The organism is Streptomyces sp. NPDC048278 (assembly GCF_040652195.1).
GTDB lineage: Bacteria > Actinomycetota > Actinomycetes > Streptomycetales > Streptomycetaceae > Streptomyces.
This window is the reverse complement of sequence record NZ_JBEZLP010000004.1, coordinates 146,522-167,068: the sequence shown is the minus strand read 5'-3', so window position 1 is coordinate 167,068 and position 20,547 is coordinate 146,522. Positions and strand designations below refer to the sequence as shown.

Below are 20,547 nucleotides of genomic sequence, written 5' to 3'. Positions count from 1 at the left end.
ACCGGTGGTCGCTCGAACCGATCGACACCGGACCAGGCGCGGCGCCCGGGAGCCTGACGGGAGAAACGCCCGCATGCTCGAACCGACCGAGCCCACCGAGGGCTCCGAACCGAACACCCCCAGCGACACCCTGCCGCCGCGCAGGCGTCGCCGTGCCGCGTCCCGCCCCGCGGGACCGCCCGCCGGGAACGAGGCCGCCGCCGAGACCACGGCTCCGGCCGTACCGGCCGCCGAGACCTTCGCGTCCGCCGCCGAAACGACGGAAAAGGCCACGCAAGAGGTCCCGGAGGAGGTTGCCGAGGCCGCTGAGGCCGCGCCCGCTCCGCGGACGCGTCGCCGCGCGACCCGCCGGGCGTCCGCGCCCGCCGGCGCCCCCGCCGAAACTGCCGAGACCGCGGAGACCGTTGTGCCTGCTGCTGCTGCTGCCGCCGGTGCCGTGACCGAGCCCGCCGAGACGGCGGCCTCGGCCGAGGCCGCCGCCGCTGACGGCGACGAGGAGGCGGCGGCGCCCGCTCCGCGGACGCGTCGCCGTGCCACCCGCCGGGTCTCCGCGCCCGCCGAGGCTCCGGCCGAGGTGGCGGAGCCGTCCGCCACCGAAGCGACGCAGGAGCCCGTGGAAGAAGTCGCCGAGACCGCCGAGGCCGCTGAAGCCGCGGAAGAGGCCGCTGAGGCCGCGCCCGCTCCGCGGACCCGTCGCCGTGCCACCCGTCGGGCGTCCGCGCCCGCCGGCGCCCCGGCTCCCGCCGAGGGCGGCGAAGAAGCCGCAGCCCCCGCCGTCGCCGCCGAGGCCGGTGCGGAGACCGCCGCGTCCGCCGAGGCGGCCGAGGCACCTGAGCCCGTCGAGGCTCCCGAAGAGACCGCGTCCGTTCCCCGCACCCGCCGCCGCGCCACCCGCCGGGTGTCCGCGCCCGCCGGTGCGCCCGAGGCCGAGGCCGCCGAGACGGCCGCCGCCGAGCAGCCGCAGCCGGTGACCGCCGAGACCCCGGCCGCCGAGCCCGCCGAGGCCGAGGCCGAGGCGCCGCGCCGCAGGCGCCGTGTCGTGCGGCAGGCCGCCACCGGGTTCTCCGAGCCCGCCGCCCGGGCCGGCGCCGAGGAGGAGCCGCAGCGCCGCCCGGCCAGGCCCGCCGTCGCCGTCTTCCAGGCGCCCGTGTTCACCGAACCGAGGTTCCAGACCCCGCAGCGCGCCGCCGCCGAGGCGGCAGCCTCGGCCGTCGTCGCCGAGGAGCCGGAGGAGTTCGCGGCGGCCCCCGCCGCCTCCGCCCCGTCCGCCTCCGCCGCTTCGTCTGCTCCCGTGTCCTTCGCCGCCGAGACCGCCGAGACCGCGGAGACCGCGGAGACCGCGGAACCCGCCGAGCAGGTCGAGCAGGCCGAGGCCGGTTCGCGCCGCCGGCGCCGCCGCCGGGGCGCCGTGGAGGAGGCCCCGGTCACCGAGACCACCGCCGAGGACGAGGCCGAGGAGCCGGAGGAGTCCGCCGAGGACATCGCCGACGGCGAGGACGAGGCCGAGGAGTCCGGCTCCCGTCGGCGCCGCCGCCGCGGTGGCCGACGCCGCCGTCGCGGTGACGCCGCCGACGGCGACGACGGCACCGACGAGTTCGCCGCCGAGCACGGCGGGCGGACCGACGAGGACGCTGAGGACACCGCCGAGCAGGAGGAAGAGGACGACGAGGAGGCCCACGACGAGGCTGGCATGTCCTCCTCCAGCAGCCGCCGTCGCAGGCGCCGCCGCCGGCGTGCCGGGGACGGCCCCGACACCGAGCCCGGCGACGGCGACCCGGAGCGCACGGTCGTCAAGGTCCGCGAGCCCCGCAAGCCCTCCGAGCCGTCCGACGAGGTCCAGTCCATCAAGGGCTCGACCCGCCTGGAGGCCAAGAAGCAGCGCCGCCGCGAGGGCCGTGAGCAGGGCCGCCGCCGCGTCCCGATCATCACCGAGGCCGAGTTCCTCGCCCGCCGCGAGGCCGTCGAGCGCGTGATGGTCGTACGCCAGCACGGCGACCGCACCCAGATCGGCGTCCTGGAGGACGGCGTGCTCGTCGAGCACTACGTCAACAAGGAGCAGGCCACCTCGTACGTCGGCAACGTCTACCTGGGCAAGGTCCAGAACGTCCTGCCGTCCATGGAGGCCGCCTTCATCGACATCGGCAAGGGCCGCAACGCCGTCCTGTACGCCGGTGAGGTCAACTTCGAGGCGCTCGGCATGGCCAACGGGCCGCGCCGCATCGAGGCCGCCCTGAAGTCAGGCCAGTCCGTGCTCGTCCAGGTGACGAAGGACCCGATCGGCCACAAGGGCGCCCGCCTCACCAGCCAGGTCTCCCTCCCGGGCCGCTACCTCGTGTACGTCCCCGAGGGCTCGATGACCGGCATCAGCCGCAAGCTGCCCGACACCGAGCGCGCCCGGCTGAAGACCATCCTCAAGAAGATCGTCCCCGAGGACGCGGGCGTCATCGTGCGCACCGCCGCCGAGGGCGCGAGCGAGGACGAGCTGCGCCGCGACGTCGAACGGCTCCATGCGCAGTGGGAGGACATCCAGAAGAAGTCGAAGAACGGCGGCAGCTCCAATGCGCCGTCGCTGCTGTACGGCGAGCCGGACATGACCGTCCGGGTCGTCCGCGACATCTTCAACGAGGACTTCTCCAAGGTCGTCGTCAGCGGTGACGAGGCCTGGGAGACCGTCCACGGCTACGTCTCGCACGTCGCGCCCGACCTCGCGGGACGGCTGTCGAAGTGGACCTCCGAGGTCGACGTCTTCGCCACGTACCGGATCGACGAGCAGCTGTCCAAGGCGCTGGACCGCAAGGTCTGGCTGCCCAGCGGCGGTTCGCTGGTCATCGACCGGACCGAGGCGATGGTCGTCGTCGACGTCAACACCGGCAAGTTCACCGGCCAGGGCGGCAACCTCGAAGAGACGGTGACCCGCAACAACCTGGAGGCGGCCGAGGAGATCGTCCGCCAGCTCCGGCTGCGCGACCTCGGCGGCATCATCGTCATCGACTTCATCGACATGGTCCTGGAGTCCAACCGGGACCTGGTGCTGCGGCGCCTGCTCGAATGCCTCGGGCGGGACCGGACCAAGCACCAGGTGGCCGAGGTGACCTCGCTGGGGCTCGTCCAGATGACCCGCAAGCGCGTCGGACAGGGCCTCCTGGAGTCCTTCTCCGAGACCTGCGTGCACTGCAACGGCCGTGGCGTCATCGTCCACATGGAGCAGCCCGGCTCCAGCGGAGGTGGCGGCGGCAAGCGCAAGAAGCGCGGGCGCGGCGGCGACGGGCACGAGCACGACCACGAGCACGACGTGCACGAGACCCACGAGGTCGTGGCCGACGGGGCCGTCGAGCACGCGGAGGCCGTCCACGCCGTCGAGACGGCGGCGGAGGTCGCGGCCGAGGCCGCCGGACCCATCGCGCTGCCCGCGCCCGACTTCGCGCCGGACGAGGAGCTGTACAGCAGCGTCGCCGAGGCGGAGGCCGCGGCCGGCCGCGGCCGTACCCGCCGCCGCGCGAGCCGCAGGGCCTCGGCTCCGGCCGGCGCGCCCAAGGGCCGTACGGCACGCACGGAGACCGCTGCGGCGGCCGTCGGGGGCGTCGGGGCCGGCGAGGCCGAGGCACCGGCCGCGCAGGACGTGCCGGTCGCCGTCGAGGCCCCGGTGGCCGAGCCCGCGGTGGTCGAGGCCCCGCAGGCTCCGGTCGCCGAGGAGGCCGCTCCCAAGGGCCGTACGCGTCGGCGTGCCACCCGGAAGGTGTCGGCACCCGCCGGCTCCCCGGCCGGTGCCGAGGCGACCGTGGTGACGGTCGTCGCCGAGAGCGCCCCGGTGGCGGAGAACGTCGCGGAAGCGGTGACGCAGACGGAGACGGCGGCCGGGACGGCGCCGGAACCGGCCGCCGAGCCCGAGGCGGCCGTGGCCGCCGAGAGCGCCGCCCCGGCCCGCACGCGCCGCCGTGCGGTACGCAAGGCCACCGCGCCGACCGCGTCGGAGGAGACGGCCGTCGTGGTCGTACCGTCGGCCGAGACGCCGGCGGCGGCCGAGGAGGCCCCCGGCGAGACCGCCGGGGCCGCTGACGCTGCCCAGGAGGGCGTCGAGGAGGGTGTCGAGGAGGCCGTTCCGGCCAAGAAGACGGCCCGCAAGACGGCGGCCAAGAAGACCGCGGCGAAGAAGACGGCCGCAAAGAAGACGACGACGGCCAAGAAGACGGCCGCGAAGAAGACGACGGCCAAGAAGGCGGTCAAGACCGCCAAGACGGCCGCCGCCAAGTCCACGGCGAAGAAGACCACCACGGTCGCCACCGCCTCCGACGAGGACTGACGGGCCCAGGCCTGCACACCAGCGATCGGCTCCCGGCCCCACGGCCGGGAGCCGATCGCGTTTCCGCCGGATCCCGCGCCGCAGCGTGCACACACAGAGTGACCGGTCGGACGAGAACGGTGGCCGAGGGTACCGGCCCGTTCACAGGGAACGCTCGGTAAATTGACGGGAAAGGTTACGCGCACGCTTGTCGTACGAGTAACTTCGCCGGGAACCCGAACAGCGGAATCACTACGAAAGGCCGCTCCAGTGAACCGTCATGAACTGCTGCGTGGACTCCACCGCGTCTACCACCCGCGCAACTATCTGGAGATCGGCGTCAACGACGGTCGCAGTCTGGCGCTTTCGCGTGTCGCGTCCGTGGCGATCGACCCGGCCTTCAAGGTGGTGACGTCGATCAGCTGCGACGTCCACCTGGTCCAGTCGACCAGTGACGACTTCTTCGCCCGCAAGGACCCGCTGGTACACCTGCGGCGAGGCCGCAACCCCTTCCGCGCCCTCGCCCGCCGCGACCCGCTCGGGGTGTTCGGAGGCGATCCCACGCTGGAACTGTCGTTCATCGACGGCATGCACCTTTTCGAGTACGCGCTGCGCGACTTCATGAACGTCGAACGCCACTCACGCTGGTCGAGCGTGATCGTCCTCGACGACATGCTGCCCCGCGACGTCGACGAGGCGGCCCGCGACCGCCACACCAAGTACTGGACGGGCGACGTCTACAAACTGGTGACGGTCCTGCGCAAGTACCGCCCCGACCTGGTCGTCGTGGAGGTCGACACCGAGCCGACCGGCGTCGCCGTGGTCTTCGGCGCCGACCCGGACAACACGGTGCTCAAGGACGCCTACGACGACATCATCGCGGAGTACGTCACCCCGGATCCGCAGGCGGTCCCCGACGAGGTGCTGGTGCGCAAGCACGCCGCGCGGCCGGAGGCACTGCTGGCGGCGGACTTCTGGCCCACCCTGGTCCGGGCCCGGAACCTGCGCCGTCCGCGCGCGGGCTTCGAGCGGCTGCGGGGGCGGATCGCGGCCCTGGGCGGCTGAACGGCGGCACCACCACGAGGAGGGGCCCCGCGGATCATCCGCGGGGCCCCTCCTCGTGGTCCTGTCGTACCGGTCGTACGTGCCGTCGTGCCGGTCGTACGGGTCTCAGCCGCGCAGCCGCGCCGCATAGGCCTGGCAGGCGTCGTAGGACGGCAGCAGGCCCTCGGCCTCGGCGACGGCCAGGGACGGCGCCGCCGCGTCCTTCTCGGACAGCACCGGGGCCAGGTCCGCCGGCCACTCGATGCCCAGCTCGGGGTCGAGCGGGTGGATGCCGTGCTCGCGCTGCGGGGCGTACCCCTCGGAGCACAGGTACACCACGGTCGCGTCGTCGGTCAGCGCCATGAAGGCGTGCCCGAGCCCCTCGGAGAGGTAGACCGAGTGGTGGTCCACGTCGTCCAGCCGTACGGCCTCCCACTGCTTGTACGTGGGTGAGCCGGTACGGATGTCGACGATGACGTCCAGCACGGCGCCCCGTACGCACTTGACGTACTTGGCCTGGCTGGGCGGCACGTCGGCGAAGTGGATGCCGCGCAGGGTGCCGCGGCTGGAGACCGAGCAGTTGGCCTGCGCCAGGTTCAGCCGGTGGCCGGTGGCCTCGGCGAAGTCCGGTCCCTTGAACCACTCGTGGAAGCTCCCGCGGGCGTCCGGAAAGACCTTCGGTTCATGGACCCAGGCGCCGGCGATGCCGAGCTCCCGCATGTCGATCACATCCTTGTCGTACTGCGTGTCCGTGCTGTGCGGCCGTGGCCGTCTGTGTGGCCGCGGCTGTGCTGGGCGTCCGTGGCGGGCCGGCGGATCAGCCGGTCAGCTTCGCCGCCAGGCCGCGCAGCTTCCTGCGGGCCGGTGCGGGCAGCCTGCGCACGACCGGGCCGCCGACGGCACGCAGCCGCCGCCGCAGGGCCGCCTTGCGGCGCTTGGACACCGTCGTGCGGACGAGTTCGGCGTCCACCACGGGCAGGGCGTCGTCGAGCCGCAGCCGCCCGTTGCTCCTGACGGTCACGGTGCACAGCGGCAGCGCCGCGTCCTTCGCGCCGTCCAGCCGGGCCGCCAGGCTCCAGCGGCCGGCGGGCACCGACGCCGCACGCGCGGGAACGGCGATGTGGGCGCGGCCGGCCACGTTGCGGATCTCGGCCGTCACCACGTGCGTACCGCCGCCGTCCCCGGAGCCGGAGCTGAGGACCAGCTCGGTCTTCTTCGGCGCGGTCTTCGGGCGGGTGAACACGTCCAGCCGCAGCTCCGGACGGCTGCCCGGCATCCGCTGCACGGGGCGGTTCTCCAGGTACGGCGCCAGCCTCTTGCTGCGGCGGGCGACGTCCAGGGTGAGGTTGCCGTGCGGGTCGGTGAAGTACGGGATGACCGCGCGGGCGGGGGAGCCGAGCAGCGCGGGGCGCAGCTCCGTCTCCACACCGGCGACGCGGTCGGCGCCGAGCCGGGCCTTGCGCACCAGACCGAGACCCCGGACGCTGATCCAGATGTCCCAGAAGCCCTTGGAGACCGGGCCGCGTCCCTTCACGCCCTGGGGGCTGACCACGCCGCTGCCGCGCAGGACGACCTCGCAGGCGCCGTCGCCGAGGTCCTCGACGTGCGAGGTGAACTCGGCCGCGCACGGCCACTCGACGGCCGTCTCGCGGTTGCGCAGCGACATCTCGGCCTTGAACTGGTCCATCTCGTCCGTGACGTCGACCAGGTCGTCCGCGGCCAGCACGTCCTGGACCAGCTCGGGGTGCAGGTAGAAGCGGCCGTCGCGGCGCAGCAGCCGGACCGGCGCGGCGTCGTCGCCGTGCACCAGCCGGGCGCTGACGGTGACGCCGAGCTTGCCGTCGGGCCGCCACTCGGCCGCCTCCAGCCGGGTCGTGCCCTTGACGGAGAGCCCGAAGCGGGCGAACCGCAGCAGGCCGTCGCCGTCGTCACGGCGCAGCAGCGTCGAGCGGACGCGGGTGAGGGCGCCGAGCCCGTCGCGCACGCCCTCGCCCATGAACTCCTCGGCCAGCGGCCGTACGGCCTCCAGCATCTCGCCGAGGTAGGCCTCGTCGTACTTGAGGACGTTGGGCTCGCTGAGCCGGCCGAGCATCTCCACCCGGTAGAAACGGCGCAGCAGCAGGTCGCGGAAGGCGCCCGGCTCGGTGTTCGCCATGACGACGTCGAGCACCTCACGGAGGTTTCCGTAGTAACCCGACGGGACGATCCGCGCGGAACCCGCGTTCTGGCCGTCGTCACGCTTCGAGTAGTAGTAGCAGGTGTAGCTGCCGAGGATGGAGACGACCTTGGCGGGGAAGTACGCCTCCATCATGTACAGCTGGTCCTCCAGGCGCCGCTTGCCCTCGGGATAGGCGATCTTGTTCTCGCGCAGGAACTCCGCGCGGAACATCTTGTGCGGCGTGAGGCTGTCGTACAGCGGCGCGTCGTGGATGGTGCACTTCTCCCGGTCCGTCTTGAAGACGCCGTGCGGCACACCGCGGAAGTTGCTGGCCACCTTGCCGATGACGATGTCGGAGCCGTTGCGGTGCCCCATCTCGTACAGTCGGCGCAGAGCGTCGGAGGCGAGGTAGTCGTCCTGGTCGACGAACTGGACGTACTCGCCCTTCGCCTCGCCCACGCCGATGTTCCGCGGCTTGCCGGGCCAGCCCGAGTTCGGTATGTGGATGACCCGGAAGTGCGGGTGCTTCTCGGCCAGGGCGTCCAGTTCGGCGGGGCTCTCGTCGGTCGAGCCGTCGTCGACGAACAGGACCTCGAACTCGTTCGCGGGAAGCGTCTGCCTCAACAGGGAGTCGATGCAGGGTTGGATGTACTTTCCCGGGTTGTACACCGGGATGATGACGCTCACCTTGATCGACATCTCTGTTACCTGGCTCCAGTTTTGGGGAAGCTGCCTACGACCTGAATGAACCGTGTACAGCCGGTGACCAACTGATGCACGAGTGGAGTCACAGGGTAACCGCAGCCGCTTCTCAGCAGCGACCGGGTCGACGGGAGGGTCGCCCGGGGCGGTCGGCACGGGCCCGGTTTGACCGCCTCCGCGCGGCCCCGTAACCTTGACCGTCGGCGTGTCCATGGATATGAGGACGTGCCACATCCCCGTAAACCTCTTCCTCCGGGGCGCACCCTGCCCCGGAGAGGCCGCCCGCGTTCGCCGGGTGGCTGGACTGCGGGGGTGCCGTTCCCGAGCGAGAGAGTGAGATCCGCGTGTACGCCATCGTGCGCAGCGGTGGTCGCCAGCACAAGGTTGCTGTCGGCGACATCGTTGAGGTTGACAAGATTTCCACCGCCAAGGTTGGCGACACGGTCGAGCTCTCGACCCTGCTCGTTGTCGACGGCGACGCTGTGACCAGCGACCCGTGGGTCCTGGCCGGCATCAAGGTCCAGGCCGAGGTCGTGGACCACCACAAGGGCGTCAAGATCGACATCCTTCGCTACAAGAACAAGACCGGCTACCGCCGTCGTCAGGGCCACCGCCAGCAGTACACGGCGATCAAGGTCACTGAGATCCCCGCGGCTGCGAAGTAAGGGACTGAGGAGAGATGGCACACAAGAAGGGCGCATCGTCCACCCGTAACGGTCGTGACTCCAACGCTCAGCGCCTCGGCGTGAAGCGCTTCGGCGGTCAGGTCGTCAACGCGGGCGAGATCCTGGTCCGTCAGCGCGGCACCCACTTCCACCCGGGTGCGGGCGTCGGCCGCGGCGGCGACGACACGCTGTTCGCGCTCCAGCCCGGTGCGGTGGAGTTCGGCACCCACCGTGGCCGCAAGGTCGTGAACATCGTTCCGGTCGCCTGAGCTTGATCTAGGCCCTTCATCCAGGGCTTCAGGCCGGACGTTTCGCGAGGCGGACCTCACTTCCCGATCGGGAAGGCGGGTCCGCCTTTCGCGTGTTGACATTGGTATTACCGGACATCGGTACTACCCGTACGTATCTGGAGGCACAGCACCATGACCACCTTCGTGGACCGCGTCGAGCTGCACATCGCCGCGGGTAACGGAGGCCACGGCTGCGCCTCCGTGCACCGGGAGAAGTTCAAGCCGCTCGGCGGCCCCGACGGCGGCAACGGCGGCCGTGGCGGAGACGTCACCCTGACCGTCGACCAGTCGGTGACGACTCTCCTCGACTACCACCACTCCCCGCACCGCAAGGCCACCAACGGCAAGCCCGGCGAGGGCGGCAACCGGGCCGGCAAGGACGGCCAGGACCTCGTCCTGCCGGTGCCCGACGGCACCGTGGTCCTGGACAAGGCCGGCAATGTCCTCGCCGACCTCGTCGGCCACGGCACCTCCTACGTCGCCGCCCAGGGCGGTCGCGGCGGCCTCGGCAACGCGGCCCTCGCCAGCGCCCGCCGCAAGGCCCCCGGCTTCGCGCTGCTCGGCGAGCCCGGCGACCTCGACGACATCGTCCTGGAGCTCAAGACCGTCGCCGACGTGGCACTGGTCGGTTACCCGAGCGCCGGCAAGTCCTCGCTGATCTCCGTGCTGTCCGCCGCCAAGCCGAAGATCGCCGACTACCCGTTCACCACCCTGGTCCCCAACCTCGGTGTGGTGACCGCCGGTTCCACCGTCTACACCATCGCCGACGTGCCCGGCCTCATCCCCGGCGCCAGCCAGGGCCGGGGCCTCGGCCTGGAGTTCCTCCGCCACGTCGAGCGGTGCAGCGTCCTCGTCCACGTCCTCGACACCGCGACCCTGGAGTCCGAGCGCGACCCCGTCTCCGACCTCGACGTCATCGAGGAGGAGCTCAAGCAGTACGGCGGCCTCGGCGACCGGCCCCGGATCGTCGTCCTCAACAAGATCGACGTCCCCGACGGCAAGGACCTCGCCGAGATGGTCCGCCCCGACCTGGAGGCCCGCGGCTACCGCGTCTTCGAGGTGTCCGCTGTCGCCCACCTGGGCCTGCGCGAGCTGACGTTCGCACTCGGCGACCTGGTCGCCAAGGCCCGCGCCGCCAGGCCGAAGGAGGAGGCGACCCGGATCGTCATCCGGCCGAAGGCCGTCGACGACGCCGGCTTCACCGTCACCCCGGAGGACGACGGCCTCTTCCGGGTACGCGGCGAGAAGCCCGAACGCTGGGTCCGCCAGACCGACTTCAACAACGACGAGGCCGTCGGCTACCTCGCCGACCGCCTCAACCGCCTCGGCGTGGAGGAGAAGTTGATGAAGGCCGGCGCCCGGGCCGGCGACGGCGTCGCCATCGGCCCCGAGGACAACGCCGTCGTCTTCGACTGGGAACCGACCATGATGTCCGGCGCCGAGATGCTCGGCCGCCGCGGCGAGGACCACCGCTTCGAGGAACAGCGGCCCGCCGTGCAGCGCCGCCGCGACCGGGAGGCGGAACGGGACGAGTCCCTCCGGGAGTACGGCGACTTCGACCCGTTCGAGTAGGCCCGCCGGCCGCCTCGGGCGCACCGCCGCCGGCTGCGCCGAAAGTCAAGTCTGTGTAACAGAAGCCTGGGACTCATCTGTGTCCCAGGCTTCTCTCAGGTGAACCTAAGGTAAACGTCTTACCTTCCGTTCACCATGGAGACGGACTGTACGAGAGGCGAAGCCCCGGTGAACAACGCCATCACGGACCCCGCAGGCCCCACCGGTCCCCTTGCCGCCCTGCCCGCCGGCACCCGCCTGCTGCACATCGGCCCGCACAAAACCGGCACCACGGCCATCCAGGGCGCCCTGTTCGCCGCGAAGGACGGACTGCCCGAACACGGCGTGGAGTTCCCGGCGGCCACCCGGCACCCGATGGAAGCCGCCCTGGCCGCCTGCGCCCGGCCGGCGATGATGGGCGACACCGTGCCCACCGAGAAGCACTGGACACGGCTGATCGGCCAGGTCGAAGCCACCGGCACCCGCACCTCGGTGATCAGCAGCGAGTTCTTCGCTGACGCCCCCGACGACGAGACCGTCGCCCGCATCGTCGAGCAGCTCGGCGGCGAACGCGTCCACGTCCTCGTCACCCTCCGCCCGCTCGCCAGGATCATGCCCTCCCAGTGGCAGCAGTACGTGCAGAACGGACTGCGCATGGGCTACGAGGACTGGCTGCACCACATGCTCCGCAAGGCCCCCTACGAGAAGCCCAACCCCAGCTTCTGGCACCGGCACCGGCACGACCGGCTCGTCGAACGCTGGGTCCGCGCGGTCGGCGCCGGCCGGGTCACCGTCGTCGTGGTCGACGACCGCGACCGCGACGGCCTGATGCGCACCTTCGAAGCCCTCCTCGGACTTCCCGAAAAACTTCTTCAGCCCGTCCCGGACACGGCGAACCGCTCCCTCACCCTTGCCGAGACCGAAATGCTGCGAAAGCTCAACGTGGAATTCCGCGGCAATGGACTCCCCGACGAGCTGTATTCCAAGCTCGTCCGCAACGGCGCCGTCATGCATATGAAGAACTCGTGCAGCCCCACCGCCGCCGACGTGAAGATCTCCACCCCCGCCTGGGCCGTCGAGGCCGCCGGCCGCATCGGCGCCGAGATGGTCGAACGCATCGGCGCCATGGGCGTCCGCGTCATCGGCGAACCGGCCCTGCTCCACACCCTGCCCGCCATCCCCACGCAGCCGGGACCGCCCGACGCCGAGGCCCGCATCGCCCCCGAGGTCGCCGCCCAGGCCCTCTACGGCGTGCTCGCCGCGGCGGCTGCGGCCCCGGTGCGCCACACCGCCGAGGCGAAGTCCCGCACCGTGCATCAGACGTCGTCGAAGGAACTGGTGCGGGTCCTGGGGCACCGATGTCTGAAGAAGCTGCGACGGCGCTGAGATGCCGGGAGCCCTGCCACGGACCGCGCCCGCGGGGACGGCTTGGTCGCGGGGACGGCGTAGTCACGGGGACGGCTTAGTCACGCTAAGTAGTTCCCGCGGCACGGCGTAGCGCCGCTGAGACGTGGATCGGGTCACGCACAGCAATCGGAATGCCCTGTGTAGTTACTCACAGCAAATTCACGGAACTCTTCCGACGGTCCGGCGGGCGGCGCCCATCACCAGCGACGCAAGGTGAATGAAAGGTTGCGGGCACATATGCAGTGGACGGCGCTCACCTTGCACAGCGGTTACCGGAAGTGGGACCATTTCCAGGTTCCCTGATGCCCCAAGGTAGGTCACCTGTGTCCCAGCACATAGCCAAGCCCCGAACCACCGCAGTGATCCTGGCCGGTGGCACCGGCCAGCGGGTGGGTCTGTCGATCCCCAAGCAGCTGCTGAAGATCGCCGGCAAGGCCGTCATCGAGCACACCCTGGCCACCTTCGAGAAGGCCGACTCGATCGACGACATCATCGTGCTGATGGCACCGGGCTACGTCGCGGACGTCGAGAAGATCGTCGCCAAGGCCGGGTTCGCGAAGGTCAAGAAGATCATCGAGGGCGGCAACACGCGGAACGAGACCACCGAGCGCGCCATCACGGCCCTCGGCGAGGGCCTGGCCGAGGGTGAGGACCTCAACGTCCTCTTCCACGACGCCGTACGCCCCCTGCTGTCACGGCGCGTCATTGACGACTGCGTGACCGCACTGGAGCGCTACCAGGCCGTCGACGTCGCCATCCCGTCCGCCGACACCATCATCGTCACGCGGACCCACGGCGGGGACGGCGAGTTCATCACCGAGATCCCGGACCGCTCCCGGCTGCGCCGCGGCCAGACCCCGCAGGCGTTCAGGCTGTCCACGATCAAGCGCGCCTACGAGGTCGCCGACGGCGACCCCAACTTCCAGGCCACCGACGACTGCTCCGTCGTCCTCAAGTACCTGCCGGACGTACCGATCCACGTCGTCGCCGGCGACGAGTACAACATGAAGGTCACCCAGCCCGTCGACGTCTTCATCGCCGACAAGCTCTTCCAGCTCGCCTCCACCGCCGCCCCCGAACAGAACGGCGAGGACGCCTACCGCGCGCTCCTCACCGGAAAGACCGCGGTGATCTTCGGCGGCTCGTACGGCATCGGCAAGGACATCGCCGAACTCGCCGAGTCCTACGGCGCGAACGTCTACGCGCTCGGCCGCTCCACCACCGGCACCCACGTGGAGAACCCGGAGGAGGTCGACGACGCGCTCTCCAAGGCCTACGCCGAGACCGGCCGGATCGACTACGTCGTCAACACCGCGGGTGTGCTGCGCATCGGCAAGCTCGCCGAGACCGACAACGCCACCATCGAGGAGGCGCTGAAGGTCAACTACCTGGCCCCGGTGCAGATCGCCCGCTCCAGCTACAAGTACCTCGCCGAGACCCAGGGCCAGCTGCTGCTCTACACCTCCAGCAGCTACACCCGCGGGCGTGCCGAGTACAGCCTCTACTCCTCGACCAAGGCCGCCATGGTGAACCTCACCCAGGCCCTGTCCGACGAATGGGCCGGCGACGCCGTCCGCGTCAACTGCATCAACCCCGAGCGCACCGCCACCCCCATGCGCACCAAGGCGTTCGGCCAGGAGCCGACGGGCTCGCTGCTCTCCTCCGAGGCCGTCGCCCGTACCTCCCTCGACGTGCTGCTCTCCGAGCTCACCGGCCATGTCATCGACGTCCGCCAGCAGGACCCGACGGCCGCCGCCGGCCAGGCCTCCGGCTTCGAGCAGGCCCTGGCCAGTGTCCTGGACCGACAGGACGGCGTGGCATAATCGACAGCCATTAGTCATCTGTAATTCAGGCCTCTGTGGTTGCGCGTTCGCGGAGCAATCGCAGGGGCCTGAACCCGTAGAACCCGGATCGACCACCTCTCAGATTGTCCGCAAGGTCGAATTCAGGCCTTTTTGTCAGCAAAAGGTTCTCCGTGATATCCACCGCTATTCGCGTCGCCCGTGTGGGCAGCGCGGCCGAGCTGGCCGCGGCGGCACTCATGATCCTGGGCTTCCCGGTCCTCATGGTCGCCGCGCTCGTCCCGAGCGTCTACGCCTTCGCAGCCGCGGCTGCGGTCACGTACCTGGCGGACCACTACCTGCACCGCAAGGGCAGCTACCTCGTCAACCGCCTGAGCAAGGTCCGGGCCGGCCTGTCGATCCGCTTCCTGATCCGGCAGCTGCTGCTGATCCTGCTGCTGGCCAGGATGGACCTCTCCAACGGTCTGGTCTTCTACGGCGCGATCGCCTGCTTCATCGCCTTCTACGGCCTGCAGGCCCCGCACGGCGCCCTGGTCACCCTGATCCGCAACCGCCGCCGGATGCCGGTCGCCACCCGCAACGTCGACCTGAAGTCCCGCATCCGCATCCCGGACGCCCCGCCGCAGGGACTGCTGGACCGGTCCGCCGAGAAGATGCTCCACCTCGACCTCGCGGCCGTCGTCGGCCTGCTGGTCTCGGCGACGACGGACGACGTGGTCGCCGGCTTCGTCGGCATGGGCATCACCCTCGCCCTGGGGTGCCTGTACGTACTGGTGCTGACGCCCTACGTGCGCGGTCGCAAGACCCCGCCGGACGCCGACACCGTCCTCGCGGCCGTCGACGACTGGCTGGCCGAGTACCGGCCCGGGACCGTGCTGTACTTCTCCGGCTCCAAGGACTCCACCTACCAGCTCAACATGTGGCTGGAGACGATGGAACAGCTGGAGTCCCGCCCGCTGATCCTGCTGCGCGAGCGGGTCATCCTGCAGAACCTCGCCCCGACCACCGTCCCCGTCATCTGCGTGCCCGGCGGCGTGCACCTGATGAACATGGACCTCTCCACGGTCCGCGTCGCCCTCTACGCGGCCAACGTCGGCAAGAACATCCACCTGCTCCGCGTCCCCACGATGAAGCACGTCTTCATCGGCCACGGCGACAGCGACAAGCTGGCCAGCGTCAACCCGTTCAGCAAGGTGTACGACGAGGTGTGGACCGCCGGCCGCGCGGGCCGCGACCGCTACGCCATCGCCGACGTCGGCGTCCGCGACGACGACATCGTCGAGGTCGGCCGCCCCCAGCTGGCCCCCATCCAGAGCCGGCAGGGCGTCCCCGACGGCCGTATCCCCACCGTGCTCTACGCGCCCACCTGGGAGGGCTGGGACGGCAACCCCGGCAACACCTCCCTCGTGCTCGCCGGCGAGAACATCGTGAAGAAGCTGGTCAAGGCCGACCCGCCGGTCCGCGTCCTCTACAAGCCGCACCCCTTCACCGGCACCGTGAGCGCCGAGGCGGGCGCCGCCCACCGGCGCGTCACCGCCCTCGTCCAGAAGGCCGCCACCGCCCGCGCCACCGACGCCCGCTTCACCGCCGACCCGGCCGCCCAGGCGGCGGCGCAGGCCGAACTGACCCGTATCGAGACCCGTCTGACCGAACTGGCCGGCACGGGCGACGACCGGCGCGACGAGGCCGAGGCAAGCCGCGACGACGTCGTCGACCTGAAGAAGCACGAGGAGATCGCCCGGCTGCGCGCCGCCTGGAACGACTCCTACTGGCAGGCCCTGCCGCCGTACCAGCACGCCGTCATCGCGGGTGCCGAACCCCGCCTGTACGACTGCTTCAACGTCTCCGACGCGATGGTCTCGGACATCTCCAGCGTGGTCTCCGACTTCATCGCGAGCGGCAAGCCGTACGCCGTCACCGACTCGGCCGGCGTCGGCGTGGAGGAGTTCAAGCGGGCCAACACCGCCGTGCGCGCCGCCGTGATCCTCTCCAACAGCGCCAAGGAACTCGGCGGCCTGCTGGACGCCGTACGCGACCCGTCGGCCGATCCACTGGCCGCGGACCGGGACGAACTCAAGCGGTACCTGCTCGGGCCGGACGAGCCGACCTCCATCGAGCAGTTCAACGACGCGGTGGCCGCCCTCGCCCGCAAGGCCGAGACCCGCAACCTGGGCCAGGAGGCCGGGATCGCGGCCGGCGACCCCAAGGCGGAGAGCGCGACCGCCGGCTGACCTCAGCCACCGCAGCGAACGGGCTCGGTCCCGGGGACTTCTCCCCGGGACCGAGCCCGTTCGTCGTTCCCGTTCCCGCGCCGCGTTCCCTTACCTCTGCTTAGGAATGTGCGGATGTCTTCTTACCCATGCTTCGCCGTTCGCGTTGAGCAGCTCTTACCGTGCGCCCGTACTGTCCCGTGTAACCCGCTGTACACCATCAGGCTGTCCGTTCGTCATGTGAGCTGGACCACTGGACGCGCCTCCCAGGGCAACCTGTCGCACCGATCGGTCATCTAAGACGTTGCGATCGAGGTGACGCAGGGGGAATGCACCATTGACTAGGGGGAAACGTGACCGTCGTTGCGCAGCCTGATGTGACCGTGATCATCGGGGCGTACGAAGCGATGCCGTACCTGGTCGAATGCCTGGCCTCCGTCGAGCGCCAGACCCTCGACCCGGCCCGCATGGAGGTCATCGCCGTCGACGACGGATCGACCGACGGCACGGGGGAGTGCCTGGAGGAGTTCGCTGGCCGCGCCGCCATGCCGGTGACCGTGATCCGCCAGGAGAACTCGGGCGGCCCCAGCGGCCCGCGCAACGTCGGCCTCGCCAAGGCCGCCGGCCGCTACGTGTTCTTCCTGGACGCCGACGACCGGCTCGGCGACGAAGCCCTGGAACGCATGGTCGCCATGGCCGACAAGAACGGCACCGACGTCGTCGTCGGCAAGGTCGAGGGAATCAACCGCAAACCCCCGCAGTCGATGTGGGGAAAGACGCTCGACCGTACCGACGTCTTCTCCTCCAACATCAAATTCACTCTCAGCGCCCAGAAACTCTTCCGCCGAACCCTGCTGGAACGCCACGGCATGCGGTTCGACGAGTCCCTGTGGACCGGCGAGGACGCGCTGTTCACCATGGAGGCCTATCTGCGCGCCGACGGCGTCTCGGTCGTCGCCGACTACCCCTGCTACTACCTCGTCGGCCGCGAGGACGGCAAACACGTCACCAAGAGCGGCGGCTACACCCTCCGCTTCGACTCCGCGCGCGCCCTGATCGGCCTGATCGCCGAGATGGTCCCGGCAGGGCCGCGACGCGACAGCCTCATGGTCCGGCCGTTCAAGGTCACGCTGCTCCCGCAGTTCGGCCCCCGGTTCCTCAAGGACACCGACGAGGTACGGCGGCACAAACGGGAACTCGCCGAGCCGCTGCTGGATGCCCACTGGAACCCCGGGGTGGCCCGCCGCCTCAAGGTCCACGAGCGGCTCCAGCTGCATCTGGTCGCCGTCCGGCGTACCGAACTCCTCCCGGACGTGCTCGAGTTCGTACGGGCTGGGAAGCAGCCCGCGCCGGTCCTGGAGAACCGCGGCACCAGCGTCTACCTCGGCTACCCGCACTTCCGTTCCGAGGCGGCCGGCGTTCCCGACTGGATCTACCTCGCCGAACCCCGTGAGGCCCGCGCCGTCGAGGGGTACCGCGAGGATGCCGCCAACACCTTCCTGCGGCGCGCGCTGCGCAAGCTGCGGCGGTCGCTGCCCACCCGGGACGTGAAACCCGCGGCGGCCTGACCCGGCCCCGGCGCTCCTAGCCGCCCGACCCCAGCGCCCGCCGGATCGGCTTGCCGACGGCCCGCCGGGCCCGCCGGTAGACCGAGGCCGGCTGCGGCGCGCCGGTCGCCTTCGCGGCACGGGCCCCGGCACGCGCCAGTTCCCTCTCCAGCCGCGCGTTGTCCAGCGACAGTGCGTCGATCCGGCTGTGCAGCCACCCGAACCGTGAGGTGAGGGAGTCGACGTCCGCGTCGTTCCACGGGCGGATTCCCGCCGGGAACGCCAGTGTCCGCATCCGCTCCTCGAAGGCCGCTCCGCCGTCGCCGTGCGTGAAGGTGTTCTCCAGCCCGTTCTTGTCGAGGAACCCGGTGAACCGCTCGAAACGCTCCCGGTGGCCGCCGACCAGTCCGCCGAAGTCGGCCTCCGCGTACAGCTTCGCCGGGTCCGCCGACTCGGGATCCTTCGCCGCCAGGTCCAGCCGCCGGTGCGGGATCTCGAAGTAGCGGCACAGTTCCAGCGTCCGCGAGTCACCGCACAGCACGGTGGCCGGCGTACCGGCGAGCAGCGCCGCGATGTTGCCGTGGATGCGCGATCCGAAGGAGAAGTCGAACGAACGCAGATCGTCGATCCAGGTGACCGGGTCGACGTAGACCCGCACCTTGTCCTCGCGGAACATCGGGTGGTCCGGATGGGTCGGTATCCCGGTCAGCGCGGCGTTGGGATCCGACAGGTCGCGCCAGTGCAGCTGCCGTGCGTCGCTGAGGTTCTGGCCCACGAAACGCAGGTTCGGATAGCGCTCGTGGGTGCGCGTGATGATCCGGTCCAGGCCCTGCGCGCGCACGGCACTGTGCGAGCCGTTGATCGCGATCCGCGACTGAGGCGTCAGCTCCAGCGCCTTCTTGTGCACGGGGAGCCGTTCGCCGTGCATGAACAGCGAAGGGCAGCCGATGACCTCGACGTCCTTGAAGCCCATGCTCTTCACATACTGCTCGGTGAACTCGCCCCGTACGCCGATGGACGCGCTGCGCTCCAGCACCGCCGCGCAGAACTCGCGCACGGTCGGCTCCATCCGCTTCAGCCGTTCCGGGTTGTAGTTCACCCCGGTCTGCGCACCGACGCCGAGCACGACCACCGGGATGTCCAGCTTCGAGATCAGCCGGGTCATCCGTTTCAGCGCGCTCTCGAAGGACGGCCGGAAGGCGTTGGCGAGCGGCACGACGAAGGCGTCGTACTCCTCGTTGATGCGGGCGGCGGCGGAGACGTCGGAGGGCATGCCGTTCGAGACGACCTCGGTTCCCGGCGTCTCCAGGATCTTGTGGGCGGCATCGCTGAAGATCAGGTTGCCCGAATTGGTGGCGATGACGTCCCGGTGCAGGGCCTCCTCGACGGTGACGACGTCGTAGGGACTCTTTCCCGACCGGAGGAGGATGCGCTTCACGCTGCGATCTTTAGATGACACAAACTTCAAGTTAACTTTGAGTTCGTTTCGATTTCTATAGAGAGTCAACACAACCTTTTTGCCGTGCGCGTCACGTGAACGAAGCGTCACGTACTGTTCCGGCCGCCATTGGCCAGCCATCGGCCAGCCACCGGCCCGTCGCCTGTCCGGGGGCTGGACGCCCGGGCCGGGCGCGGGTCCCCTTCGCGTAGATTGCTGCCACGCGCAAGGAAGTGGGGACAGGACGTGGCAAGGGCAAGGCAGGCCGTCGGCGAGGCCCGCAGGATCGTCGTCAAGGTGGGCTCCTCCTCGCTGACCACCGCCTCCGGCGGCCTGGACGCCGACCGCGTCGACGCGCTCGTCGACGCCCTGGCCAAGATCCGCAGCGGCGGGGAGAAGGAGATCGTCCTCGTCTCCTCCGGTGCCATCGCCGCCGGACTCGCCCCGCTCGGCCTGCGCCGCCGCCCCCGGGACCTGGCCCGCCAGCAGGCCGCCGCCAGCGTCGGCCAGGGCCTGCTCGTCGCCCGCTACACCGCCTCCTTCGCCCGTTACGCCGTCCGCGTCGGCCAGGTCCTGCTCACCTCCGACGACATGAGCCGCCGCGCCCACCACCGCAACGCCTCCCGCACCCTGGACAAGCTGCTCGCGATGGGCGCGCTGCCGGTCGTCAACGAGAACGACACCGTCGCCACCGACGAGATCCGCTTCGGCGACAACGACCGCCTCGCCGCCCTCGTCGCCCACCTCGTCCACGCCGACCTGCTGGTCCTCCTCTCCGACGTCGACGGCGTCTACGACGGCGACCCCAGCAGGCCCGGCACCTCGCGGATAGCGGACGTGAGGGGGCCCGAGGACCTGGCGGGGATCGAGATCGGCAGCGCAGGGAAAGCCGGCGTCGGCACCGGCGGGATGGTCACCAAGGTCGAGGCCGCCCGGATCGCCGCCGCGGCGGGCATCCCGGTGGTCCTCACGAGCGCCGTGCACGCCGCCGACGCGCTCTCGGGCAGTGACACCGGCACCTACTTCCACCCCACCGGCAAACGGTCCGCAGACCGCCTCCTGTGGCTCCAGCACGCCTCCACCCCGCAGGGCTCGCTCACCCTCGACGACGGCGCCGTCCGCGCGGTCGTCGAAGGCCGGAAGTCGCTGCTGCCGGCCGGGATCGCCGCGGTCGAGGGCGAGTTCGGCGCCGGCGACCCGATCGAACTGCGCGACACCCGAGGCCGCGCGGTGGCCCGCGGGCTCGTCAGCTTCGACGCCAAGGAGATCCCCCAGCTGATCGGGCGTTCGACCAGGGAGCTGGCACGCGAGCTGGGCCCCGCGTACGAACGCGAGGTCGTACACAGGGACGACCTGGTGATCCTGCACCCGTAAAACGGGGCGTAACGACGGACCCCGGTGGGGGACGTTCCGTAAAACCGCCACACGAACCCTTGCGGCCTGCTCAACTTTGT

The 20,547-nt window shown here is 70.7% G+C and carries 13 protein-coding genes; 10 read left to right on the top strand and 3 right to left on the bottom strand.

Annotated elements, in window-relative coordinates:
* Positions 1–73 precede the first annotated feature (73 nt).
* Together AB0D74_RS09395 and AB0D74_RS09390 are read left to right on the top strand one after the other, a co-directional pair.
* Positions 74–4,300, top strand: coding sequence for an Rne/Rng family ribonuclease (locus AB0D74_RS09395; protein ID WP_362582272.1), 4,227 nt, complete (start codon positions 74–76; stop codon positions 4,298–4,300).
* Between the two features lie 249 nt (positions 4,301–4,549).
* Positions 4,550–5,344 (top strand): class I SAM-dependent methyltransferase, encoded by a 795-nt coding sequence (locus tag AB0D74_RS09390; protein ID WP_362582269.1) that lies wholly within the window; start codon positions 4,550–4,552, stop codon positions 5,342–5,344.
* A gap of 105 nt (positions 5,345–5,449) precedes the next feature.
* On the opposite strand, the gene rfbC is transcribed toward AB0D74_RS09390, so the two are convergent.
* Together rfbC and AB0D74_RS09380 are read right to left on the bottom strand one after the other, a co-directional pair.
* Entirely contained in the window at positions 5,450–6,043 is a 594-nt protein-coding gene (rfbC, locus tag AB0D74_RS09385) for a dTDP-4-dehydrorhamnose 3,5-epimerase (protein ID WP_362582266.1), read from the bottom strand.
* Between the two features lie 97 nt (positions 6,044–6,140).
* Positions 6,141–8,180 carry a glycosyltransferase gene (locus AB0D74_RS09380; RefSeq protein ID WP_362582263.1) on the bottom strand — a complete coding sequence of 680 codons (2,040 nt, stop codon included), beginning with the start codon at positions 8,178–8,180 and terminating at the stop codon, positions 6,141–6,143.
* Between the two features lie 347 nt (positions 8,181–8,527).
* Here AB0D74_RS09380 and rplU point away from each other — a divergent pair, with 347 nt between their 5' ends.
* From rplU to AB0D74_RS09345, 7 genes are all read left to right on the top strand, one after another.
* Complete coding sequence (gene rplU, locus AB0D74_RS09375) at positions 8,528–8,848, top strand: 50S ribosomal protein L21 (RefSeq protein WP_007381993.1); 321 nt, start codon at positions 8,528–8,530, stop codon at positions 8,846–8,848.
* A 14-nt stretch (positions 8,849–8,862) separates the two neighbouring features.
* Positions 8,863–9,117, top strand: coding sequence for a 50S ribosomal protein L27 (gene rpmA / locus AB0D74_RS09370; RefSeq protein WP_020940020.1), 255 nt, complete (start codon positions 8,863–8,865; stop codon positions 9,115–9,117).
* A 153-nt stretch (positions 9,118–9,270) separates the two neighbouring features.
* The gene (obgE, locus tag AB0D74_RS09365) at positions 9,271–10,710 is read left to right on the top strand and encodes a GTPase ObgE (protein WP_362582260.1); all 1,440 of its coding nucleotides are present in this window, start codon (positions 9,271–9,273) and stop codon (positions 10,708–10,710) included.
* 135 nt (positions 10,711–10,845) lie between these two features.
* Positions 10,846–12,075, top strand: coding sequence for a hypothetical protein (locus AB0D74_RS09360; RefSeq protein WP_362582257.1), 1,230 nt, complete (start codon positions 10,846–10,848; stop codon positions 12,073–12,075).
* Between the two features lie 344 nt (positions 12,076–12,419).
* The gene (locus AB0D74_RS09355) at positions 12,420–13,919 is read left to right on the top strand and encodes a bifunctional cytidylyltransferase/SDR family oxidoreductase (protein ID WP_362582254.1); all 1,500 of its coding nucleotides are present in this window, start codon (positions 12,420–12,422) and stop codon (positions 13,917–13,919) included.
* 152 nt (positions 13,920–14,071) lie between these two features.
* Positions 14,072–16,129 (top strand): hypothetical protein, encoded by a 2,058-nt coding sequence (locus AB0D74_RS09350; RefSeq protein WP_362582251.1) that lies wholly within the window; start codon positions 14,072–14,074, stop codon positions 16,127–16,129.
* Between the two features lie 386 nt (positions 16,130–16,515).
* Positions 16,516–17,676 carry a glycosyltransferase family A protein gene (locus tag AB0D74_RS09345; RefSeq protein ID WP_362583052.1) on the top strand — a complete coding sequence of 387 codons (1,161 nt, stop codon included), beginning with the start codon at positions 16,516–16,518 and terminating at the stop codon, positions 17,674–17,676.
* A 16-nt stretch (positions 17,677–17,692) separates the two neighbouring features.
* Here AB0D74_RS09345 and AB0D74_RS09340 read toward each other — a convergent pair whose 3' ends face one another.
* Positions 17,693–19,093, bottom strand: a complete 1,401-nt coding sequence (locus tag AB0D74_RS09340; protein WP_362582247.1) for a polysaccharide pyruvyl transferase family protein — start codon at positions 19,091–19,093, stop codon at positions 17,693–17,695.
* Positions 19,094–19,339: 246 nt separating this feature from the next.
* Here AB0D74_RS09340 and proB point away from each other — a divergent pair, with 246 nt between their 5' ends.
* Positions 19,340–20,467, top strand: a complete 1,128-nt coding sequence (proB, locus tag AB0D74_RS09335) for a glutamate 5-kinase (RefSeq protein WP_362582244.1) — start codon at positions 19,340–19,342, stop codon at positions 20,465–20,467.
* Positions 20,468–20,547: the final 80 nt, after the last annotated feature.